A 15,963-nucleotide genomic window follows, 5' to 3' on the forward strand; every position below is an offset into this window, starting at 1 on the left:
CTCGCTTCCTCCACGCCGCGTTTCCGTGGCGCCCATGCTCGACTGGACCGACCGTCATTGCCGCTCGTTCCATCGCACGCTGACGCGCGACACATGGCTGTATACGGAAATGATCACGACGGGCGCGCTGCTGTTCGGCGACGCCCAGCGGCATCTCGCGTTCACGCCAAACGAATCGCCGGTCGCGCTGCAACTGGGCGGCAGCGAACGGGACGATCTCGCGCGCGCCGCGAAACTCGGCGAGCAGTGGGGCTATGACGAGATCAACCTGAATTGCGGCTGTCCGTCCGAGCGCGTGCAGCGCGGTGCGTTCGGCGCGTGCCTGATGAACGAGCCGCAACTCGTTGCCGATTGCGTGAAGGCGATGCGCGATGCGGTGTCGGTGCCGGTCACGGTCAAGCATCGGATCGGGGTCGATGCGGTCGAGGACTACGCGTTCGTGCGGGACTTCGTCGGCACGGTGGCTGAGGCAGGCTGCGAGACGTTCGTCGTGCACGCGCGCAATGCGATCCTGAAGGGGCTGTCACCGAAGGAGAACCGCGAGATTCCGCCACTCAAGTACGACTATGCGTATCAGCTGAAGCGCGATTTCCCGTCGCTGGAGATCGTGATCAATGGCGGAATCAAGACGCTCGACGAAGTCGCGCAACATCTCGAACATGTGGACGGTGTAATGCTCGGCCGCGAGGCGTATCACAACCCGTACGTCCTCGCGGGCGTCGATGCGCGCTTCTATGGGGCGACCGGAGCGGTGCCGACGCGCGAAGAGGCCGAGGCGAAACTGATCGAATATTGTGCGGCGGAACTGAAGCGCGGCACGTATCTCGGCGCGATCGTCCGGCACGCACTCGGGCTGTATCGTGGCGTCGCGGGAGCGCGCGGTTGGCGTCGCGTGCTGTCGGACAACAAGAAGCTCGCGCGCTGCGATCTGGCCGTGTTCGACGAGGCACGCACGCATCTGAACGACGCTCTCGAAAATTTTTAAAAAAATGCTTTGCAAGACGGAAAAGTCTTCGTATAATCTTGTTCTTCGCTGCTGAACACGAAACGAAACGGCGAAGAAACAAAGCAGTATCAGTGGTGGCTGTAGCTCAGTTGGTAGAGTCCAGGATTGTGATTCCTGTTGTCGTGGGTTCGAGTCCCATCAGCCACCCCAAAGAATTCAAGCACTTGCAGCAAAAACAAGCTGACGTGTTACAAGTTTTGGAAGATGAGATTCCAAAATTTGGAAGATGATGAAACAAAAGCCCGCCGATGAGCGGGCTTTTTTGCATCCGGGGAGCAGCAAAAAGATGTCTTTCGTACAGTCGACCATCCTCTCTTCAGCATGGTGGGTCTCATCTGCAGTCGGTGTAGTGATTCTCGGGCTCTTCGGGATGTACATTAAGGACGGCCTCGATAAGCTCGCTAAAAGGGCTTGGGGGAAATGGACGCTGCGAAGCAAAGCTGCGCGCGAGTCATTCGAGGCGCAAGTCGCACTGCTCCAGACGGACCCCGGGTTGCGTGACCTGTGTTTCCAAGCTGAAATGAGAGGGCGTCATCGCGCCACGCTGGCCACGATCCAGGCAGTGTCAGGCCTCTTAATAATGCTTTTCTCAATTGCGACGCATTACGCCGCAAAGCATGGATTGATGGGGGACGTTAGCGCTTTCGCGCTTGTTGCGGTGCAAGTATTTGGTGTGTTTTCCGGGCTCTTGTCTATTGTGTGTATTGCGTCGGCGACGGTGACGATAGTCCGATGCGCTAATATGTCAGAGCGCCTACACGCTGCGCAGCTTCCTCGTACCGATGAACGAGGCGCCGCTTAGCGCGTCGCTCGCACTTTCCTCTGTCGGCGTCGGTCGTATGTCTTCCGCACCATACGTTCGTCTGCATGGCCGGTCGCGTCGATGATGCGATCGTCGCCTTCCTCTTGGCGATCGGTCACGGCGGCCGGCCGCATGTCGCGCAGTGCGAAGCGCTCGAACGGCACGCCGCGCGCCTGCGCCTCCTTCTCGCAGTAGCCCATCAGCCGCGACCAGTTCGTGTTCCATCCGCTGCGCGTGTACACCTGGCCGGCCGTGTTCCCGAACACGTGCACGCTCGACGTGCGCTGCAGGGCCAGCGCTTCATCGATCACCGCCTTCAACTCCGGTGACCACAGGACGAGTTTCACGCGCTGCTGCTCGCCGGCCTTTCGCTTTCCGATCGGCACCTCGACGCCTTCGGGCCGGATACTCTGACGGTGCAGTTCCCGCATCTCGGTCGGCCGGCTGACGGTCAGATAGGCTGCCTTCACGCAAAGCGCGAGAATCAAGTACGCGGAACTCGGGTGCTGGTCGCCGACGCTCCGGCGCGACCGCGCGACTTCCACCGCAAGATCGATTTCGTCCTGCCGCACATAGCGTTGGCGCGGCCGCGTCGGGTTGTATTCAATGCCGCGGCACGGGTTCGTTTCGACCTCGCCGCGGCGCCGGCCGAATTCGAGTATGGCGGACAATAGGGCGACTTCCTTGTTCGCCTTCGCCGGCGCGCCCATCTGCGCGCGCTTGTCGAGGTACCCGTAGACGTGCTTCGGCTTGATGGCGGCCGGCGACATCTTGCCGAAGACAGAGACGAGGCGTTTCAGCTCGTTGCGGTTTTCGTCGAGGGTGATCTGCGCCTTCCTGCGTTCGTCGGTGTGTGGCAGACCCTCTTGCCAGTCGAAATAGGCATCGGCGAGCGCCTCGAACGTTCCTGGCTCGACAGCGTCTCCGTTGAGCGCTTCCGCGCGCTCGATCGCCTGCTTGCGGATCTCGGCGATCGCATCCTTGTGGCGCGCGGGCGCCGACAGGCGGAACGCCCAGCGGCCGTTCGGCAACTTGTAGCCGAAGCTCACCTTGTGCTTCCCGTAGTGGGCGTAAAGCCGGAAGGGCAATCCGTCCGGCCGTTTGCGTCGTCCGATCATGCTGTGAGTGCGGCGAAATTCGGTTCATCTGATGCGGCGGCGCGAGGCCGGCGCGCGGGGGGGGGCGGTGCGGTTCCGTTCATGCGGGACTCGTAGTAGGCGCGGGCGACGAGCGGGACGCCCGCGATGTTGACCGCGTATGGCCAGTGGTTCCGCTCCAACCAGCGTTTCATGCAGGCGAGGCTGCGCGGTCGGCAGCCGACGAGCTCGGCCAGTTCGACCGTAGACAGGTAGAGGCTCACGTTTCAATCCTCCTGAATTCGACGGCGGTGCATCTTTCCTCGCTAAGGTTTCGCTTGACGCTGCCGTTATCTTCCCTGGACAGCCGTCGTGCCTCGAATGCTGATCCAGTGCCTTGCCCGCCCGCGTTCTGCGTGAGCGGGCTATTTTCATTTTGGGTGGTCATGGTCGCTTCCTCTACAGATAAAGCCTCAATGGCGGGTGCTCGGCTCGCATATGGCAGCGGGTAGCATGAGAGCCGGCTGCGCTGCATCGTGTTGGCTTTGTGACGGCGCCCACCCGTCACTCCGAGCACCCACCGTTGAAGCCGGTGGAAAAAGAAAGGGCGCCGAAAAAGTTCGGCGCCCTTCAAATACCGCGCGGACCGAGGCACACCGCGCGGGGTAAGCTCTATGGGATCAGCGGGGCATCCACTCCGTGCCGCGCACAATCCGGCCGACCGGTTCGAGCACGAGTACCTCGGATTCCTTCTCGCTGCGCACGAGCGCGCGGCCACGACGCTGTGCCTTCTCCAGTGATTCGTGGCGCTGCGGCTTGCAATTGCGGCCGACAGTCACGAATAGCGGCGCACGTGCGCCGACCGGGCCGAGCGTCAGTTCGTCGATGCGCGCCTCGAGCGTCGCGGCGGTCGAGCGCCAGGTGTCCGCCTTCTGCAGCGCGGCGTCTCGCTCGGCGGTGACGCGCTCGACGTCGGCGCGCAGGCTGGCGATGATCTGCGCGACATCGACGACGCTGGCATTCGGATCCAGCGACTTCTCGACCAGGCCGATCGATACCAGCATCGGCGCCGCATCAGGCTGCGGTGCGTCGCCGACGACCGCCGCCGGCCGCGCTGTGCGCGTCAGCCAGTACACATACTCGTTGCCGCCGCCCGCGCGCTTTTCGCGCTCTACCAGCCCGTCGCCGAGCATGCGGTTCAGCTCTTTCGTCACGTCGAGCTGCGGGAGCCCGGTTCCTGTGGCGACCGCCTTCGCAGTGGCCTCCGACGTCGCGGCCAGGTACCGTTCGATGTCCTCTCTCATGCTGCCTCCCGTACGGCACGCCGCGCTGCCGCCGCGACCTGTCCATTCTCGACCCAGAATGCCTCGATGCCCTCCGGCAGGCCGGCGGGCGCGGTCTTCAGGCTCATGAAGACGAGCGCCGTGTCGATCTGCTCGGTGTAAGCGAGGTCGTCGAGCCAGTAGAGCAACCGGTCGCGCTCGGGACCCACCAAAACGTCGGCCCGGTCCAGTACGAGTAGCTTCAGGCCGGAGAAGTGGCTGATCGCGGCGGCGATGTGCGCGTCGACGCGCCAGCGCTCCGATTCCGAAAGCAGGGCGTATGCGCGCCCGTTCGCGAGGATTTCCATGTCCGGCGTGATCGTCACGTCAGCCCATTCGGACAGCTCGGCCAGCGCGGTCAGGTGCTCGTTCATCGGGGTGAGCGCCTCGCGCAGCAGATCGGCGGGGATCCCGTTCGGTGCGAGCGCGTCGGCGATCGCTTCCCACGTGGCTACGTCCTGATACAGCGCGAAAGCCTTGCCCGTGATCTCGATTGCGACGGCGGCGCGGCGTTCGGCGTCGCGCGCGGCCGCGATGGCCGTGTCGAGCTGCTTGCGGCGTTGCATCAGCGTGCCGAGCTCGCGGCGCGCCGTGTCGATCGCTTCGCTCGACGCCTGGCCGCCGTCGCCGCTCGTTTCGTTCTCGAGATCCTTCAGCTGCTTCGCGGCAACGTCAGCCACTTCGAGATCCGTGCGGCGATTACGCGCGGCGTTCTGCAGTACCGTGAGGCTACGTTCGTATTCCGGCAGCTTCGCGATCGCGTCTTCGTCAAGCGCGCCGGCGGCGGCCGCCGCGGCGAGCGCGCCATTCAGGAAGCGCAGTAGTGCGCCGCACTCGGGGCATGCGCACTCGATGCCGGCCGGCGCGGCGCCGGCGCGTACGCGCAGCGCTTCGACCTTCGGCAGGAACTCTGCGACCTGGACATCAGCGAGCTGCACCAGCTCGGCCGCTTTCGCGTAGCCGGCCGCCTTGTCGCGCAGCGAGGCGATCTTTGAAGCGCGGGCGCGCGCTGCGACTTCCGCAGCCTCGGCGGCGCCGATCTGGCGCTGCAGCTCGCCGATCTCGCCTTCGAGCGACTCCCGTTCGCCTTCAAGCTTACGCAGCGCCGCCGCGTCAAAAGTGACGGCGGCCGGGCGCCAATCCGCAGCCTTCTGGCTGCCGTACGTTTCGCCGGTCGTCGCGCGCCACTCCTGCTTCGCGCCGCGGGCACGATCGGCTGCTTCCTTCTGCGCCGCCTCGAAGCCCGCGCGCAGCATCGGCGTGATCGCCTCGAGCTGGGCGTCGACGGCGAGCGGGATCACGCGCGCCGGGGACGTCAGCTTGTCGACCAGCCGCTCGCGGATTTGCTGCGCGCCGATCTTCACGCTCATCAGCTCATACAGGAACGCGCGGCGCGCGGCTGCGTCGAGTTGCGCGAACCGCTGCGCGTCGAGCACGAGCGGCAGGCGCGGATCCTCAGCGAGCTCGCGCTTCACCTTCCCGACGGGCAGCATGATGCTGTTCGCCTGCTCGCCGCACGCGACCACAATCTGGCCGGCCTCCGAACCCTCGGTGACGAGCGAGCCGTATTCCTTCTTCAGCGCGACGCGCACGGTGTCGCCCGTGAGGGCCATGCGCACGGCTTCCTGCAGGCTGCTCTTGCCGGCACCGTTCGGGCCGGCGAAGAGCGCGACAGGTTTCGACAGCCGCAGGTCCGCGGCGTGGATCCCGAGCACTTTCGAGACGTAGATGTCGGTGATCTTCATGACTCGTTCCGGTTAGTCGGCGTTGATCGGGCCGCGTGCGCGGCGCGCCGCACCAGCGCGCGGCTGTTGCTGAACTTGTTCGGCAGCTGCCGCGATGGCGCGCATGCGCGCCGATGCTGCCGCGTTCAGGTCGGCCTTCGCGGCTTCGTCCTGCACGCCGGCGATAGCGCTGCGGGCGAGGTCGAGATCTTCGGCGGTCGCGGCGGACTCGATGTCCTCGCGGATGCCGCGCACCAGGCCGTCGGCGTCGAACGTGAACCCCTCCTGTCCGCGATCGTCGCGCGGTTCACGGTGGTTGTCGGCGGGGCCCGCATCATCCGGGTGCGGCTCGCTCGCTGAGCCGGATTCTGCCGGTTGGGCTGCGCCGTGCGGAACCTCGTCGGCCGGCTGCGCGCGGCCTGCGCGCAGCTCGTCGAGCGTCGCGCGGTTCATCGAGTAGGTGCCGTCGTCATGCACGTCGACTATGTCGGCGGCTTCCTCGACAGTCGTGAGACCCATCAGCAGCTCGGGCGCGTACAGCTTCCCGAAGAACGACGCGCTGCGGTACCGGAGCATCACTTCGGGCATCGTCTGCCATTTGCTGCCGTTCTTCGTGTACCAGCCTTCCTTCACCGCCAGTTCGATCGACACTGGCGGCGATTCGAGGCGCGTGTCGGTCCCGCGCTCGAGCGCCCATGCGATGCACTCGATGTCTTCGATCTCGACGTCCTGCCGCTTCTCGGTGCGAGTACGGTTGCCGGTCGGCCCGCTCCATTCGAACGTCACGTACGGCACAGTCTTGCGTCCGAGCCTGCGGATGTCGAATCGCAGCGGCGAGAAGCGGCCGCAACCGTTCACTGCCGCGATGATCCACTGCGACGACCATGACGGCCGGCCCTCGACGATGTACAGGTTCTGCATCACCATCAGCGGGTCGGCGCCCATGCGCTGGGCCATGTTCAGCGCGACGACAGCGTTCGCGAGCGCGTTTGGGTTCTCGCGCGATTCGGTGACCTCGCCGTAGCGGTTGGTCTTCTCGATCACCTTGCGGTATGCGGCGGGCACGAGCGTCGAAGATGCAAGCAGGTTCGCCGCGCGCTGCATCAGCTCGAACGACTGCAGCGAGCCGAAGCCGGGTGCGACGGCGGGCAGATTGGCCTCGCGCGGAAGCGGCGAGCGGACGGATTCCAGGGTGGTGGGCGTGGACATGAGGATCTCGCGAGTTAATCGTGGAACTGGCAGGTGCCGTAGCGCGGGCAGTACTTCTTGTCGCACAGCAGCGATTTCGGATTGGGGTAGAAGCGGCCGGACCGAAACATGTCCGCGGCGAACTGGATCAGCCCCGGCGTTTCCTCGGTGCCGATCATCACGCGCTTCGAGTTCGCGATCGGCGATGCCGCGACCTCGGGCGTGCCCTTCGTCTTGAGGCCGATGATTTCGGACGTGTCGCCGATCTGGTCGCCGGTCGTGTGCTCGTACAGAAGCTCGTACGTGCCGATCTGCGGTCCGTGCCCCTTCGTGACGGCTGCGCCTTTCTGGACGGCGGACGAGCCGCTCTTCAGGTCCGCGATGCCGACGCCGGCCGCCGAGCGGCGCACGCGCGCGCGGTCCATGGTGCCGGTGAGACGCACGACGATGCCGCCGCCGCAGTCGATCTCGAGCGGCTTCGTTTCCATTTCGACGGCGATGAAGTCGTAGCGCGGCGCGACCTCGAGGCAGTACTTCGTCGTCAGCGACAGGCCGATGCGCTCGGCGTCGGACATACTCAGGTCGTCGCGCTCCGGATCGAATTCGTTCTCCGGGTCGCGCAGCTTGTCGACGAACGCGCTGGCCGCATCGTCAACCGTGAGGCCCGATCCGTTGACGCGCGCCTGGTCGAAAACGGCGGTGCCGGCGTGAATCGCGGTGCCGAGCGCGGCGCGCAGGCCGACCACGTTGCGCATGTTCAGGAGGTGGATGCCTTCCCAGCGGTAGGCGCAGTCGAAGAGCGCGCCCCAGCTGGACGCGCGAACGGTATAGACGGAAGGGTTCACAGGATTCCCCAATGCTTGATGATGCTGTCGACCGCGACAGCGAGAATGGCGACCGCGACGAGGATCGCGACGACGAGGGCGCGCGCGGCGCGCGGGTGCCGGCGCTCGAAGAGGTCGGCGTGATCGGTGAAGCGGCTCATGCGGGTCTCGTGAAGAAAGCGGCAACGGCAGAGCCGTCCGCGTTGAGCCGGGCGAGCACGAGCGTGCACACGGCGGCGATCGTGATCGCGACGAGGTAACCGGCTATGGGATTCCACTCGTACAACCGGTCGAGCAACTCGCAGAGGTGGTTGATCACGGTCATCCGAGGCTCCGCAGGTAGGGGCCAGCGAGATCCGCGCCGAACCAGAGCGCGCCGATCACGACGCCGTATGCGATCGCCCATGCCGCGCCTTCGAGCGCGTAGCGCACCCGTGATACAGGTGATTGCCTGTAATCGCGCAATACAGGCGATAGGCTGTTGATCGGGGTGCGCATCACTCGTCCTCCCCACAGGCGCGGAAGTGCCGGACGGTTGTGGTCTGCGTCGGCAAACCGTTTTTCGCAAGCTCGAGTGCTTCACGCAGGCGCGTCGTGCGACAGTCCGTACGTCCGCATTCGCAGAAGAGGTTCAGTTCGCGGAGCACTTCCTCGAAGTCATGTGCGACAACGAGCAGCCGTGGCGCAGCAGCGAAAAGCCTTGCGTACTCCCTCCCGTGCGGGTGAACCGAGCAGTCCGCAACCTGGTGGGTGGTGTCGCCGCGCCGAGCGCTGACGAATGGCCCGTATGCTTCGAGCTCGAGCACTTCCGTGGTCGCCTTCATGCCGCACCTCGTGCGCGGAGCATGGCGTCGGCGATTCGATATACGCCCTTCGCAAGGATGTCGGCGTCTTGCGCGGCTTGAAGCGTAACGTTCGAATCGGCGAGAGTGCCGGCCAGAGCCTTCGCCGCGAAGTAGTCGCGCAACGTCATGCCGGGCTTGCCTTGGTAGACGTTGCATTCGCCGGGCACTTCCGGGAACGCCGGCCCGCCGTCGTTGATTTCGTTCATGTGGTCCCTCGGTGTGGCGTGGGTGCCCGCGGCGCGGGCGCGGTTGGTCAGACCTTTTGCTCCTTGACAGCGCATCGCGGCAGAAAGCAGTGTTCGAGCTTTCCGGTGCGCCGGTTGATGTGCCGCCGGATACCGCCGACGTCGTGCGCGAGCGTCAAATCGTCGGCAGCGTTGAGGCGTTCCCAGTCCATCGGGCAGCCGTTCACGTGACACGCGACCAGGTCCATGTCGAGCTCGAGCGAATCGACTGCCGGCAGCCCTTTTGCCGCGAGCAAGGTTTGGTAGCGTGCCGCGACCAGGCGAATCGCCGCGCTGACCTCGCGCGAAACTTCGAACGAAACTGTGTTCATCGTCTTTTCCTGTAATGAGGCGGTTGTTTAGTCGTCGTGCGCGCGACGAATGGTGTGGTCGGTGCAGCGGGAGAATCCGGCGTTGCCCGGGCCGAAGCTGCGGCCGCAGCCCGAGCAGTAGACGTTCGCGAAACGCGGCGCGGCGGCGGCGAGATCTGCGTCGGCGATCCGCTGCGCGATTTCAGCGTCGAGGGCTGCCTTGCAGACGTTCCAGACCTCGTACACGTCCTCGATCTGGCCGCGGCGCAGTGCGGCGTCGAGCACGGCGATCTGTTCCGTCGAGAACGGCAGCACGTCGAACGTGACGCCGTCGGCGATCGCTTCGTTGCGCTCGTCGCGCGCCAGCGCTTCGTCGTCCGCCGCAGCCTGCAGCTGTTCGGCGTGTCGGTCGATCAGCGCGGGCAGGGCGCGCACGTTGCCGTGGTGGAGTCGAGGAATGTGCATCGCACCCTCCGCATGAAAGTAGGATTACTAACTGAATTGAAGTCTTGAACAGCGAAACTGCGTGCTACGTGCAGTGCTCACCGGCGACGCCTCGAGAGTACGAACCGCCGCCGGTCAGAACTGCATCGCTCGCGCGCCCGGCTACTCCCGGCCGTGCCGGCTCCGGGCCGCGCGAGGTTTGTGCCGATTACAACGCCATCGGTCACGTGTTGCTGGCTGTCTTGTGTCAGGTCCCTTCAAGCCTGCAAGCGGTAGCCAAACTTCGGCCTAGCGCGCTGTGCCTGTCCTGACTCACGACGCAGATCGCGCCGGCCGGTTGCTCCGCGTGAGCGGTCCCGGCATACCTTCGATTGTTAGAGAGCGTTCCGCCTGGAGCGGTAGCGCGGCGATGGTGCCGCGTCGGAATGAATTATAACTAAGGTTATCGACGTGTCAACAACCAAAGTTATCGCGAGCGGCGGAAATTTGTAACAAGCCGGCGGGGGAGCCGTTTGTTAAGCGTCTGCTGACGGCAGTTGAAAGACTTCCGAAACTGCGGCTAAACTACTGTACATTCATACAGTGGTGTGGCAAACCGAAGACGAGGGCGGCCAGTGGAAGAAGAAACGAAGACACGCCTGCGTTGCAGGCCGGGGGACTTGGCGAAGGTGGTGACGAGCAGAAACCCAGCGCTGATCGGCACGATCGTGACGATTCAGCGGCTGCGGTCTGACGGTCGGTGGGATGTCCTGCTCGAACAGCCGGCGTTCGGCTTCACGGGGAGGATGAAGCGTCCGGTCGTGACGCGCGAGTTTTCATTTTGGGATGCGTCACTGAAGCCTCTTCCACAAGAGGCGCGGCGGGTCAGTCGCCGAACGGCCTGTCCTCGTCCTGAACAGGTGAATGATGAGGAGCTGACTGGGCTAGCAGCCCACTGATGTACGCCTCAACTTTGGCTCGGCCGATCTCGTCGAGCCGGTCATAGCCTGGCGGAACCGGCGGAGCGGCGTCGCCGAATTCGAGCCACTCCAGTGTGGTTTGCAGCGCGCGCGCGAGTGCGAACCCGTTCGTGGTCGTGGTGCTGCCGCCTCTTTCAACCTTGGCGATCGCCGGCTGCGATACGCCGACAAGCTCCGCGACGTGCTTCTGGGACAAGCCCAGTGCCTCGCGACGTTCCTTTGCCCGGCGCCCGAATTCAGGATTTTCCATAGCGGGCATCCTATAACCTTGGTTGTAAGCCGGCAAATAACCAAAGTTCTTGCGGATGAATAACTTTGGTTATAGTATTGCGGCATGAAACCGACCAATTGCTCCGTCCCGGCGCTGCAGCGCGCGATCGAGAAAGCCGGCTCCCAGTCGGCACTGGCTCGCCTGATCGGCAAGAAGCAGCCGCACATCCACAAATGGCTGCACTCGCCCAACGCGATGCGTCCTGAGAACTGCGTTCTCGTCGGGGCGGCCGTCGGGATCCCTTACCGCGACTTCCGGCCAGATGACTGGAGGCTGTTCTGGCCTGATCCGGCCGAGCCGACGCAGGAGGGGCAGTGAAGAACATCAACATTCTTTCTCGATAAGTACGGGGTGATCGTCATGTCAAGACGCGCCGAATTCCGAAACGAAGTGAAAACGCGCCTGCGCGATCGCGTCTACGACGCGCTCCAGTTCTACAAGCAGCTGCACGGTATCGACTCCGACTCCGCCGCGCTCAACCGCATTGCGGAGGTGGCGCTGTTCGGCGTTGTCGGCACTTTGCCCGTGCAGCTCGCGAGCGTCAGTGCCGATCTGGGACAGTCCGGCCCGAAGGTGAATGCATGACTGCTCGCCGCGTGGAGCAGGCTGTCCTGCTGCCGGTGGCCGAAGCAGCTGATCTGGCAATGCGAGCGGCGGCGGAAGGCGTCGCTATCACCGATTTCCTCGGCATCCAGGTGCTGCGCGGCGCGTACGGCGCCATGCACCCGCTCGTCATCGAATTCGAGATGCGGCCCAAAGTGGGACAAGGCGGGGCCGGTAGTGATGAGAAGGAGGGCGGCCCGTGCTAATGCATACGCGCGAGTCTGCGCCCGCACATGGATCACCAACTCCCGAACCTAGCATCGAAGATCGTGGCATCAATCGCGCTGGTCTGGTCAGTGCATATCCGAATGGCATTCTTGAGCAACGCTACCGCTTCTGTGAGGCGGTCTCGGGCGTTGGACAAGAGATCGCCCTGATACTTCGCTTCGATGTCGACATGCATCGCTCTCAGTTCCGCTTTCGTATCATGGTCGAGGTATTCGGAGACCTCGACTGGCGTTATGTCGTTGACGAATTGTGCGTGTCTGGCACAGATTTCGTGAAGATCAGCCATGGCGGCGCGCATCCTGCCCTGTGCGGCTTCGATTTGCATTGCGCAGTTGTCGGGGAGTGCCACCATGCTTCGAATCTCGTCGAAATTCAGATAAGGAATTCCTTCAAGGCTTTCTGCCGCCCGCTTGGCTGCCTCGGTGCGTTCTCCCAGGGACTCCATGGTTTGCTCGCTTCCCTCTTCGAGCTTGTTCGCTGCGAATTTGACGGCAACGTATGCAGTTCCAGTCTTCCAAAGTGCGCTTTCAAGTTTCGGGACAGCGCCGGCTGCGGAAAGCTTGGCTCGAATGGCATCGTCGTTTTTCTGCTGCCTGCGCTGATCTTTCGAAATCCACAGCGCGATGCCGGCTGCTCCAAACGTGCCGATCGCAACCAGTGCATTAACGGGTACGCCGACGGCGGTCCAGAAATCTTTCGGTTCGACGTTCGCGCGGAATATAGCAATGAAGACGCACGTGACGGCCAAAAAGCCAATAGCGATCAACAGTGCCACGAATGCAAGGTGAGCGATTTTCCACGCGCGTTTCATGATTTCCCCGATGTTTGTTTTGGCGCGATCGTAGCACGGCCGGCGGAGGCTGCATGAACGATCTCCCGAATCCTCTCACCGCCGCGGACTGCGACCTGCGCGACTTCCCGTTCATGCCGCTCGACGTCGTGCGCCTGCGCGACAGCGACATCGCTGCGCTGTCGACGGCCGACGAATTTCGCGCCGCGGTGCTGCTCTGGTGCGCGGCGTGGCACCAGGTGCCGGCCGCATCGCTGCCCGACGACGATCGCGTGCTGGCGCAGCTGGCCGGGTACGGCCGCGTCGTCACTGAATGGAAGAAGGTGCGCGACGGCGCACTGCGCGGCTGGGTGAAGTGTGCCGACGGCCGGCTGTATCACCCCGTCGTCGCCGAGAAGGCGCGCGACGCGTGGGCCGCGAAGCACGAGCAGCGCTACAAGACCGAGTGCGCGCGCATCAAGAAGCACAACCAGCGCCACGGGACAGACATCGAATTCCCCACGTTCGAGGAATTTTTGTCCCCGGACTATCGCGATCCTGTCCCGAGGGACAAACGGAAAGTGTCCCCGGGGACAACAGGACAACGTCCCTCGGGACAAACAGGTGGTGTCCCCCCAACTGTCCCTCGGGAAACAGCATCCAAGGGACAGGGAGAGGGAGAAGTAAACCTAAAGACAAGCGGCGGCGGCACATCACAGGCAGTAGCGGGCGATGCGCCGAATGCCGCCGCCGCGTTCGTCGAGATCCTCCGCTCGAGCGGCGTCGGCTTTGCCGCGAATGACGAGCGAGTGCACGGTTGGCCGGCGCGCGGCGTCACGCCTGACGACCTGCTTGCAGCTGTCGCCACGGGGCGCAAGCGCCGCGAACGCGAGGGCAGCGGGCAACCGCTCAACGTCGGTCTGCTCGACCTGATCCTCGGCGACCTGCTGTCCGCGCGCACCGCGAAGCCCGCGACCGGGACGCGCACTGTCGGCGACTGGTGGCGCTCGTGGACCGGCATCGTCGAACACGGGAGAACGCTCGGGACAGAGCAGGGGACTGACGAGCAGCCGTTCGACTTCAAGCTGCGCGTGTTCAACGCAGCCGGTGACGGCCCGTGGTGGGACGACCACAACCGCGCGTTTCGCAATTCTGGCGGCCCCGTGGCGGCCGGCGCGATCCTGGAGAACGGTCGATGAGCCACGAGCAACAGTCCCTGATCGAGGCCCCCGCCGAGCGCATTGTGCGGTTCTTCGTACCCGGCAAACCGGTGGCAAAGGGCAGGCCGCGTTTCTCACGCCGCGGCGCTCACGTGCACGTGCATACGCCGGAGAGGACCGAGAGCTACGAGGGGCTCGTGAAATTCACCGCATACACGGCGATGCGCGGCAGTGTGCCCTTTGCCGGTCCCGTGCGACTGATCGTGCACATCGGCGTGCCGATCCCGGGCAGCTGGTCGCAGCGGCGTCAACGCGAGGCCGCAGCCGGCGCCATCGGCGCGACGAAGAAGCCGGACGCGGACAACGTTGTCAAGGCGTTGAAGGACGGCATGAACGGCGTGGTGTACGGGGACGACGGCCAGGTCGTCGACCTCTGGGTGTCGAAGCGCTACGCGACCACGCCGGGCGTGCGCATCGAAGCAATCGAACTGAACCTGCAGCGAGCATAGGGAGGGCCCTTTGAAAACGAAACCCACGAAAATCACCCTCGACACGGTGCTCTCGGTCATGAAGCCCGGGCAGCGTTACACGGCGCACGATCTCGCGCGCAGCTCCGGCGCACCGTTGTCGACCGTGCGGCATCTGCTCGCAAGCGACCGCGCGGCGACGCGCGTCGACATCAAGCGCGGCGAGCGGCGCGGCCAGATGTTCTCGCTGGCTGGCACGTGCGGCGGAAGCGGCTATGTGGACGCGCGCGTCCGCCCGGACTTCACGAGCCACCTCAACGGATATGCCTGCTGGCTGCGCAGCGTGCAGGCGCTCGCCATGACGACGCGGGGTGCTCGATGAGCGGATTCGAAAGCATCGAAGAGCGGCTCGACAACTGGGGGGCGACGGTGCGCTCGCCGCGGTTCAAGCCGGAGGTCTGCGCGCAGTGGGCGCGCCTGCACGTCGCGCTGCGCGACAAGGCGCTGGCCGAGATGAAGATCCCGCCCGAGCAGAAGGACGGCTGGCTCGTCGAGGCGGCGTGGTCGGCGATGCCGAACCACGTGGCGAAGTGGGTGCTGAAGTACACGTACGTCTGGCGCATGGCGCCCGACCAAGTGCAGACACGCATGCGGAAGGCGCACGGCGCTGTGCTGCGCGGCCGGCGTTTCGAGCTGGTGCTCGCCGACGCGCACCGCGCAATCTCGCAGAGCATCGTGAAGCTCACCGCGGACTCGGTCATCAGAAAAATTGCGTCGACCGGTTGTAAACCGCCGGAATCTGTTCTATGATCCTCGACAGATTACTGATTCCGCCTCGCGCGTGAGCTTTTGCTTCCCGGTTGGGAGGCAGACGCACGAGCAGAGAAGCCCGCTAACGCGGGCTTTTTTTCTGCGAATATCATCTTCGATGAGCTGATGTATCGATGGGCTTTGGAATTCTCGATACATCGAACATCATCCCGGGAGCAAACAGCGCTTTCCAAAGCGTATTGCCATAGTGGTCAAGAAAGCGGTCGATAGTGGTCTCGTTTTGTAAGAGTCGAGCACGCCAGTCTTTTCGTGCCTTCTTGTACGCAAACTCAGACAAAGCACCAGCTTCTTCCATGCCAATGCTAAGCGACTCGAACGTGCTTATCCGAGAGAGAGCATCATCAGAGTAACGGCGAATATGCACATGGTTGCCGCGCGTCTTCTCAATACCTGCAAAGCTATCCTTGATTGCCTTAAATAAAGGCGATACAAGTGGCCGTGCTGTACCACGCGTCTCCGATTTAGATATGTTATTCTGAATTTCCTTTGTCAGGTTCGTCAGTCGAATGCGAAGTATATAGATTTCGTTGAGGTAGATTCCTATCTGATGGGATAGATAGCGACTCCGCTTTATTCTCGTTCCTGAATATGGGAATCGTGAGATATATACGCGCATGTCGCGAATGACCTCTAGGGTTTCACGGATTTCGATGAATTCATAAAAGATATCCATCAGGACTTGCTCAAGCTCTCCAAGCGGAGTCACTGGGTAATGGTCCCTAGGTTCGCCGCGCAGGAATGACATCATATTCTTGTTCGCGTTTTCGAGGTCAGCACCATTTGTGGCCGAGATGATATGTGCTGCCCAATCTATCATGCAGGTAGAAAAACGCTCGAACCCGGATTTCATAGCCACCTCAATGACGAGTCACAACATGTTGCACTGGACAGATCGTGATAGTGCCATAT

25 protein-coding genes and 1 tRNA gene are annotated in these 15,963 nt (G+C 63.5%); 9 read left to right on the forward strand and 17 right to left on the reverse strand.

The genetic code is table 11. The features are described from left to right. Positions 1-34: 34 nt before the first annotated feature. Complete coding sequence (dusA, locus tag WI26_RS07190; protein WP_069225573.1) at positions 35-985, forward strand: tRNA dihydrouridine(20/20a) synthase DusA; 951 nt, start codon at positions 35-37, stop codon at positions 983-985. Positions 986-1,080: 95 nt separating this feature from the next. Beyond that, positions 1,081-1,156 (forward strand) — tRNA-His (locus WI26_RS07195). A 648-nt stretch (positions 1,157-1,804) separates the two neighbouring features. Here the strand turns inward: WI26_RS07195 and WI26_RS07205 are convergent. From WI26_RS07205 to WI26_RS07250, 15 genes are all read right to left on the reverse strand, one after another. Beyond that, complete coding sequence (locus WI26_RS07205) at positions 1,805-2,926, reverse strand: hypothetical protein (RefSeq protein WP_069225575.1); 1,122 nt, start codon at positions 2,924-2,926, stop codon at positions 1,805-1,807. After that, positions 2,923-3,168, reverse strand: coding sequence for a DUF4224 domain-containing protein (locus WI26_RS30940; protein ID WP_081334235.1), 246 nt, complete (start codon positions 3,166-3,168; stop codon positions 2,923-2,925). The genes WI26_RS07205 and WI26_RS30940 overlap by 4 nt, the downstream gene beginning before the upstream one ends. After that, entirely contained in the window at positions 3,165-3,332 is a 168-nt protein-coding gene (locus tag WI26_RS32145) for a hypothetical protein (protein WP_155768742.1), read from the reverse strand. The genes WI26_RS30940 and WI26_RS32145 overlap by 4 nt, the downstream gene beginning before the upstream one ends. Positions 3,333-3,564: 232 nt before the next feature. Then, positions 3,565-4,077: a 1-pyrroline-5-carboxylate dehydrogenase gene (locus WI26_RS07210; protein ID WP_236849296.1), complete on the reverse strand. Its 513-nt coding sequence runs from the start codon at positions 4,075-4,077 to the stop codon at positions 3,565-3,567. A gap of 107 nt (positions 4,078-4,184) precedes the next feature. After that, complete coding sequence (locus WI26_RS07215; RefSeq protein WP_069225577.1) at positions 4,185-5,951, reverse strand: AAA family ATPase; 1,767 nt, start codon at positions 5,949-5,951, stop codon at positions 4,185-4,187. Positions 5,952-5,963: 12 nt separating this feature from the next. Beyond that, positions 5,964-7,205: a recombinase RecT gene (locus WI26_RS07220; protein ID WP_236849297.1), complete on the reverse strand. Its 1,242-nt coding sequence runs from the start codon at positions 7,203-7,205 to the stop codon at positions 5,964-5,966. Beyond that, a complete protein-coding gene (locus tag WI26_RS07225) occupies positions 7,154-7,963 on the reverse strand; it encodes a RecB family exonuclease (RefSeq protein ID WP_069225579.1) in 810 nt (269 codons plus the stop codon). Before WI26_RS07225 ends, WI26_RS07220 begins: the two co-directional genes overlap by 52 nt. Next, positions 7,960-8,103 (reverse strand): hypothetical protein, encoded by a 144-nt coding sequence (locus tag WI26_RS32640; protein WP_167359236.1) that lies wholly within the window; start codon positions 8,101-8,103, stop codon positions 7,960-7,962. The genes WI26_RS07225 and WI26_RS32640 overlap by 4 nt, the downstream gene beginning before the upstream one ends. Beyond that, positions 8,100-8,267 (reverse strand): hypothetical protein, encoded by a 168-nt coding sequence (locus tag WI26_RS32645; RefSeq protein WP_167359237.1) that lies wholly within the window; start codon positions 8,265-8,267, stop codon positions 8,100-8,102. Before WI26_RS32645 ends, WI26_RS32640 begins: the two co-directional genes overlap by 4 nt. After that, complete coding sequence (locus WI26_RS32650; RefSeq protein ID WP_167359238.1) at positions 8,264-8,440, reverse strand: hypothetical protein; 177 nt, start codon at positions 8,438-8,440, stop codon at positions 8,264-8,266. The genes WI26_RS32645 and WI26_RS32650 overlap by 4 nt, the downstream gene beginning before the upstream one ends. Further along, a complete protein-coding gene (locus WI26_RS07230) occupies positions 8,440-8,766 on the reverse strand; it encodes a hypothetical protein (RefSeq protein WP_069225580.1) in 327 nt (108 codons plus the stop codon). Before WI26_RS07230 ends, WI26_RS32650 begins: the two co-directional genes overlap by 1 nt. Then, positions 8,763-8,993 (reverse strand): hypothetical protein, encoded by a 231-nt coding sequence (locus WI26_RS07235; protein ID WP_069225581.1) that lies wholly within the window; start codon positions 8,991-8,993, stop codon positions 8,763-8,765. Before WI26_RS07235 ends, WI26_RS07230 begins: the two co-directional genes overlap by 4 nt. 47 nt (positions 8,994-9,040) lie before the next feature. Next, a complete protein-coding gene (locus tag WI26_RS07240; protein WP_081334236.1) occupies positions 9,041-9,343 on the reverse strand; it encodes a hypothetical protein in 303 nt (100 codons plus the stop codon). A gap of 27 nt (positions 9,344-9,370) precedes the next feature. Continuing rightward, on the reverse strand, positions 9,371-9,787 hold the full coding sequence (locus tag WI26_RS07245; RefSeq protein ID WP_069225582.1) for a hypothetical protein: 417 nt from the start codon (positions 9,785-9,787) through the stop codon (positions 9,371-9,373). Positions 9,788-10,630: 843 nt separating this feature from the next. Beyond that, a complete protein-coding gene (locus WI26_RS07250; RefSeq protein WP_060127776.1) occupies positions 10,631-10,975 on the reverse strand; it encodes a helix-turn-helix transcriptional regulator in 345 nt (114 codons plus the stop codon). An 84-nt stretch (positions 10,976-11,059) separates the two neighbouring features. Here WI26_RS07250 and WI26_RS07255 point away from each other — a divergent pair, with 84 nt between their 5' ends. The 3 genes from WI26_RS07255 (at position 11,060) to WI26_RS07265 (ending at position 11,805) form a co-directional block, all read left to right on the forward strand. Next, the gene (locus tag WI26_RS07255) at positions 11,060-11,314 is read left to right on the forward strand and encodes a transcriptional regulator (RefSeq protein ID WP_060127774.1); all 255 of its coding nucleotides are present in this window, start codon (positions 11,060-11,062) and stop codon (positions 11,312-11,314) included. A 72-nt stretch (positions 11,315-11,386) separates the two neighbouring features. After that, positions 11,387-11,581, forward strand: a complete 195-nt coding sequence (locus WI26_RS07260; protein ID WP_230947380.1) for a hypothetical protein — start codon at positions 11,387-11,389, stop codon at positions 11,579-11,581. Further along, the gene (locus WI26_RS07265) at positions 11,578-11,805 is read left to right on the forward strand and encodes a hypothetical protein (protein WP_069225584.1); all 228 of its coding nucleotides are present in this window, start codon (positions 11,578-11,580) and stop codon (positions 11,803-11,805) included. Before WI26_RS07260 ends, WI26_RS07265 begins: the two co-directional genes overlap by 4 nt. A gap of 32 nt (positions 11,806-11,837) precedes the next feature. On the opposite strand, the gene WI26_RS07270 is transcribed toward WI26_RS07265, so the two are convergent. Then, positions 11,838-12,638 (reverse strand): hypothetical protein, encoded by an 801-nt coding sequence (locus WI26_RS07270; RefSeq protein ID WP_069225585.1) that lies wholly within the window; start codon positions 12,636-12,638, stop codon positions 11,838-11,840. Between the two features lie 53 nt (positions 12,639-12,691). Between WI26_RS07270 and WI26_RS32915 the strand changes: the two genes are divergently transcribed. Genes WI26_RS32915 through WI26_RS07290 form a run of 4 tightly spaced genes read left to right on the forward strand, consistent with a single transcriptional unit; the run spans position 12,692 to position 15,033 of the window. Further along, positions 12,692-13,795, forward strand: a complete 1,104-nt coding sequence (locus tag WI26_RS32915) for a DUF1376 domain-containing protein (protein WP_236849298.1) — start codon at positions 12,692-12,694, stop codon at positions 13,793-13,795. After that, positions 13,792-14,265, forward strand: a complete 474-nt coding sequence (locus WI26_RS07280) for a RusA family crossover junction endodeoxyribonuclease (protein WP_069225586.1) — start codon at positions 13,792-13,794, stop codon at positions 14,263-14,265. The genes WI26_RS32915 and WI26_RS07280 overlap by 4 nt, the downstream gene beginning before the upstream one ends. Before the next feature lie 10 nt (positions 14,266-14,275). Continuing rightward, positions 14,276-14,605 (forward strand): hypothetical protein, encoded by a 330-nt coding sequence (locus WI26_RS07285; RefSeq protein WP_069225587.1) that lies wholly within the window; start codon positions 14,276-14,278, stop codon positions 14,603-14,605. Next, the gene (locus tag WI26_RS07290) at positions 14,602-15,033 is read left to right on the forward strand and encodes a hypothetical protein (protein WP_069225588.1); all 432 of its coding nucleotides are present in this window, start codon (positions 14,602-14,604) and stop codon (positions 15,031-15,033) included. Before WI26_RS07285 ends, WI26_RS07290 begins: the two co-directional genes overlap by 4 nt. Before the next feature lie 109 nt (positions 15,034-15,142). On the opposite strand, the gene WI26_RS32150 is transcribed toward WI26_RS07290, so the two are convergent. Continuing rightward, a complete protein-coding gene (locus WI26_RS32150; RefSeq protein WP_155768743.1) occupies positions 15,143-15,904 on the reverse strand; it encodes a hypothetical protein in 762 nt (253 codons plus the stop codon). Positions 15,905-15,963: the final 59 nt, after the last annotated feature.

Source organism: Burkholderia diffusa (genome assembly GCF_001718315.1).
In the GTDB taxonomy this organism is placed as follows: Bacteria; Pseudomonadota; Gammaproteobacteria; order Burkholderiales; family Burkholderiaceae; genus Burkholderia; species Burkholderia diffusa_B.

What these genes read in the sequence shown, in the direction of transcription:
- WI26_RS07230 (WP_069225580.1), bottom strand. Translation starts at nt 8,766, where the DNA reads ATGAAGGCGACCACGGAAGTGCTCGAGCTCGAAGCATACGGGCCATTC.
- dusA (WP_069225573.1), top strand. Translation starts at nt 35, where the DNA reads ATGCTCGACTGGACCGACCGTCATTGCCGCTCGTTCCATCGCACGCTG.
- WI26_RS32640 (WP_167359236.1), bottom strand. Translation starts at nt 8,103, where the DNA reads ATGAGCCGCTTCACCGATCACGCCGACCTCTTCGAGCGCCGGCACCCG.
- WI26_RS32645 (WP_167359237.1), bottom strand. Translation starts at nt 8,267, where the DNA reads ATGACCGTGATCAACCACCTCTGCGAGTTGCTCGACCGGTTGTACGAG.
- WI26_RS32650 (WP_167359238.1), bottom strand. Translation starts at nt 8,440, where the DNA reads ATGCGCACCCCGATCAACAGCCTATCGCCTGTATTGCGCGATTACAGG.
- WI26_RS32150 (WP_155768743.1), bottom strand. Translation starts at nt 15,904, where the DNA reads ATGAAATCCGGGTTCGAGCGTTTTTCTACCTGCATGATAGATTGGGCA.
- WI26_RS07240 (WP_081334236.1), bottom strand. Translation starts at nt 9,343, where the DNA reads ATGAACACAGTTTCGTTCGAAGTTTCGCGCGAGGTCAGCGCGGCGATT.
- WI26_RS07205 (WP_069225575.1), bottom strand. Translation starts at nt 2,926, where the DNA reads ATGATCGGACGACGCAAACGGCCGGACGGATTGCCCTTCCGGCTTTAC.
- WI26_RS07270 (WP_069225585.1), bottom strand. Translation starts at nt 12,638, where the DNA reads ATGAAACGCGCGTGGAAAATCGCTCACCTTGCATTCGTGGCACTGTTG.
- WI26_RS07235 (WP_069225581.1), bottom strand. Translation starts at nt 8,993, where the DNA reads ATGAACGAAATCAACGACGGCGGGCCGGCGTTCCCGGAAGTGCCCGGC.
- WI26_RS07210 (WP_236849296.1), bottom strand. Translation starts at nt 4,077, where the DNA reads ATGCTCGGCGACGGGCTGGTAGAGCGCGAAAAGCGCGCGGGCGGCGGC.
- WI26_RS32145 (WP_155768742.1), bottom strand. Translation starts at nt 3,332, where the DNA reads ATGACCACCCAAAATGAAAATAGCCCGCTCACGCAGAACGCGGGCGGG.
- WI26_RS07280 (WP_069225586.1), top strand. Translation starts at nt 13,792, where the DNA reads ATGAGCCACGAGCAACAGTCCCTGATCGAGGCCCCCGCCGAGCGCATT.
- WI26_RS07290 (WP_069225588.1), top strand. Translation starts at nt 14,602, where the DNA reads ATGAGCGGATTCGAAAGCATCGAAGAGCGGCTCGACAACTGGGGGGCG.
- WI26_RS07215 (WP_069225577.1), bottom strand. Translation starts at nt 5,951, where the DNA reads ATGAAGATCACCGACATCTACGTCTCGAAAGTGCTCGGGATCCACGCC.
- WI26_RS07250 (WP_060127776.1), bottom strand. Translation starts at nt 10,975, where the DNA reads ATGGAAAATCCTGAATTCGGGCGCCGGGCAAAGGAACGTCGCGAGGCA.
- WI26_RS32915 (WP_236849298.1), top strand. Translation starts at nt 12,692, where the DNA reads ATGAACGATCTCCCGAATCCTCTCACCGCCGCGGACTGCGACCTGCGC.
- WI26_RS07255 (WP_060127774.1), top strand. Translation starts at nt 11,060, where the DNA reads ATGAAACCGACCAATTGCTCCGTCCCGGCGCTGCAGCGCGCGATCGAG.
- WI26_RS07245 (WP_069225582.1), bottom strand. Translation starts at nt 9,787, where the DNA reads ATGCACATTCCTCGACTCCACCACGGCAACGTGCGCGCCCTGCCCGCG.
- WI26_RS07265 (WP_069225584.1), top strand. Translation starts at nt 11,578, where the DNA reads ATGACTGCTCGCCGCGTGGAGCAGGCTGTCCTGCTGCCGGTGGCCGAA.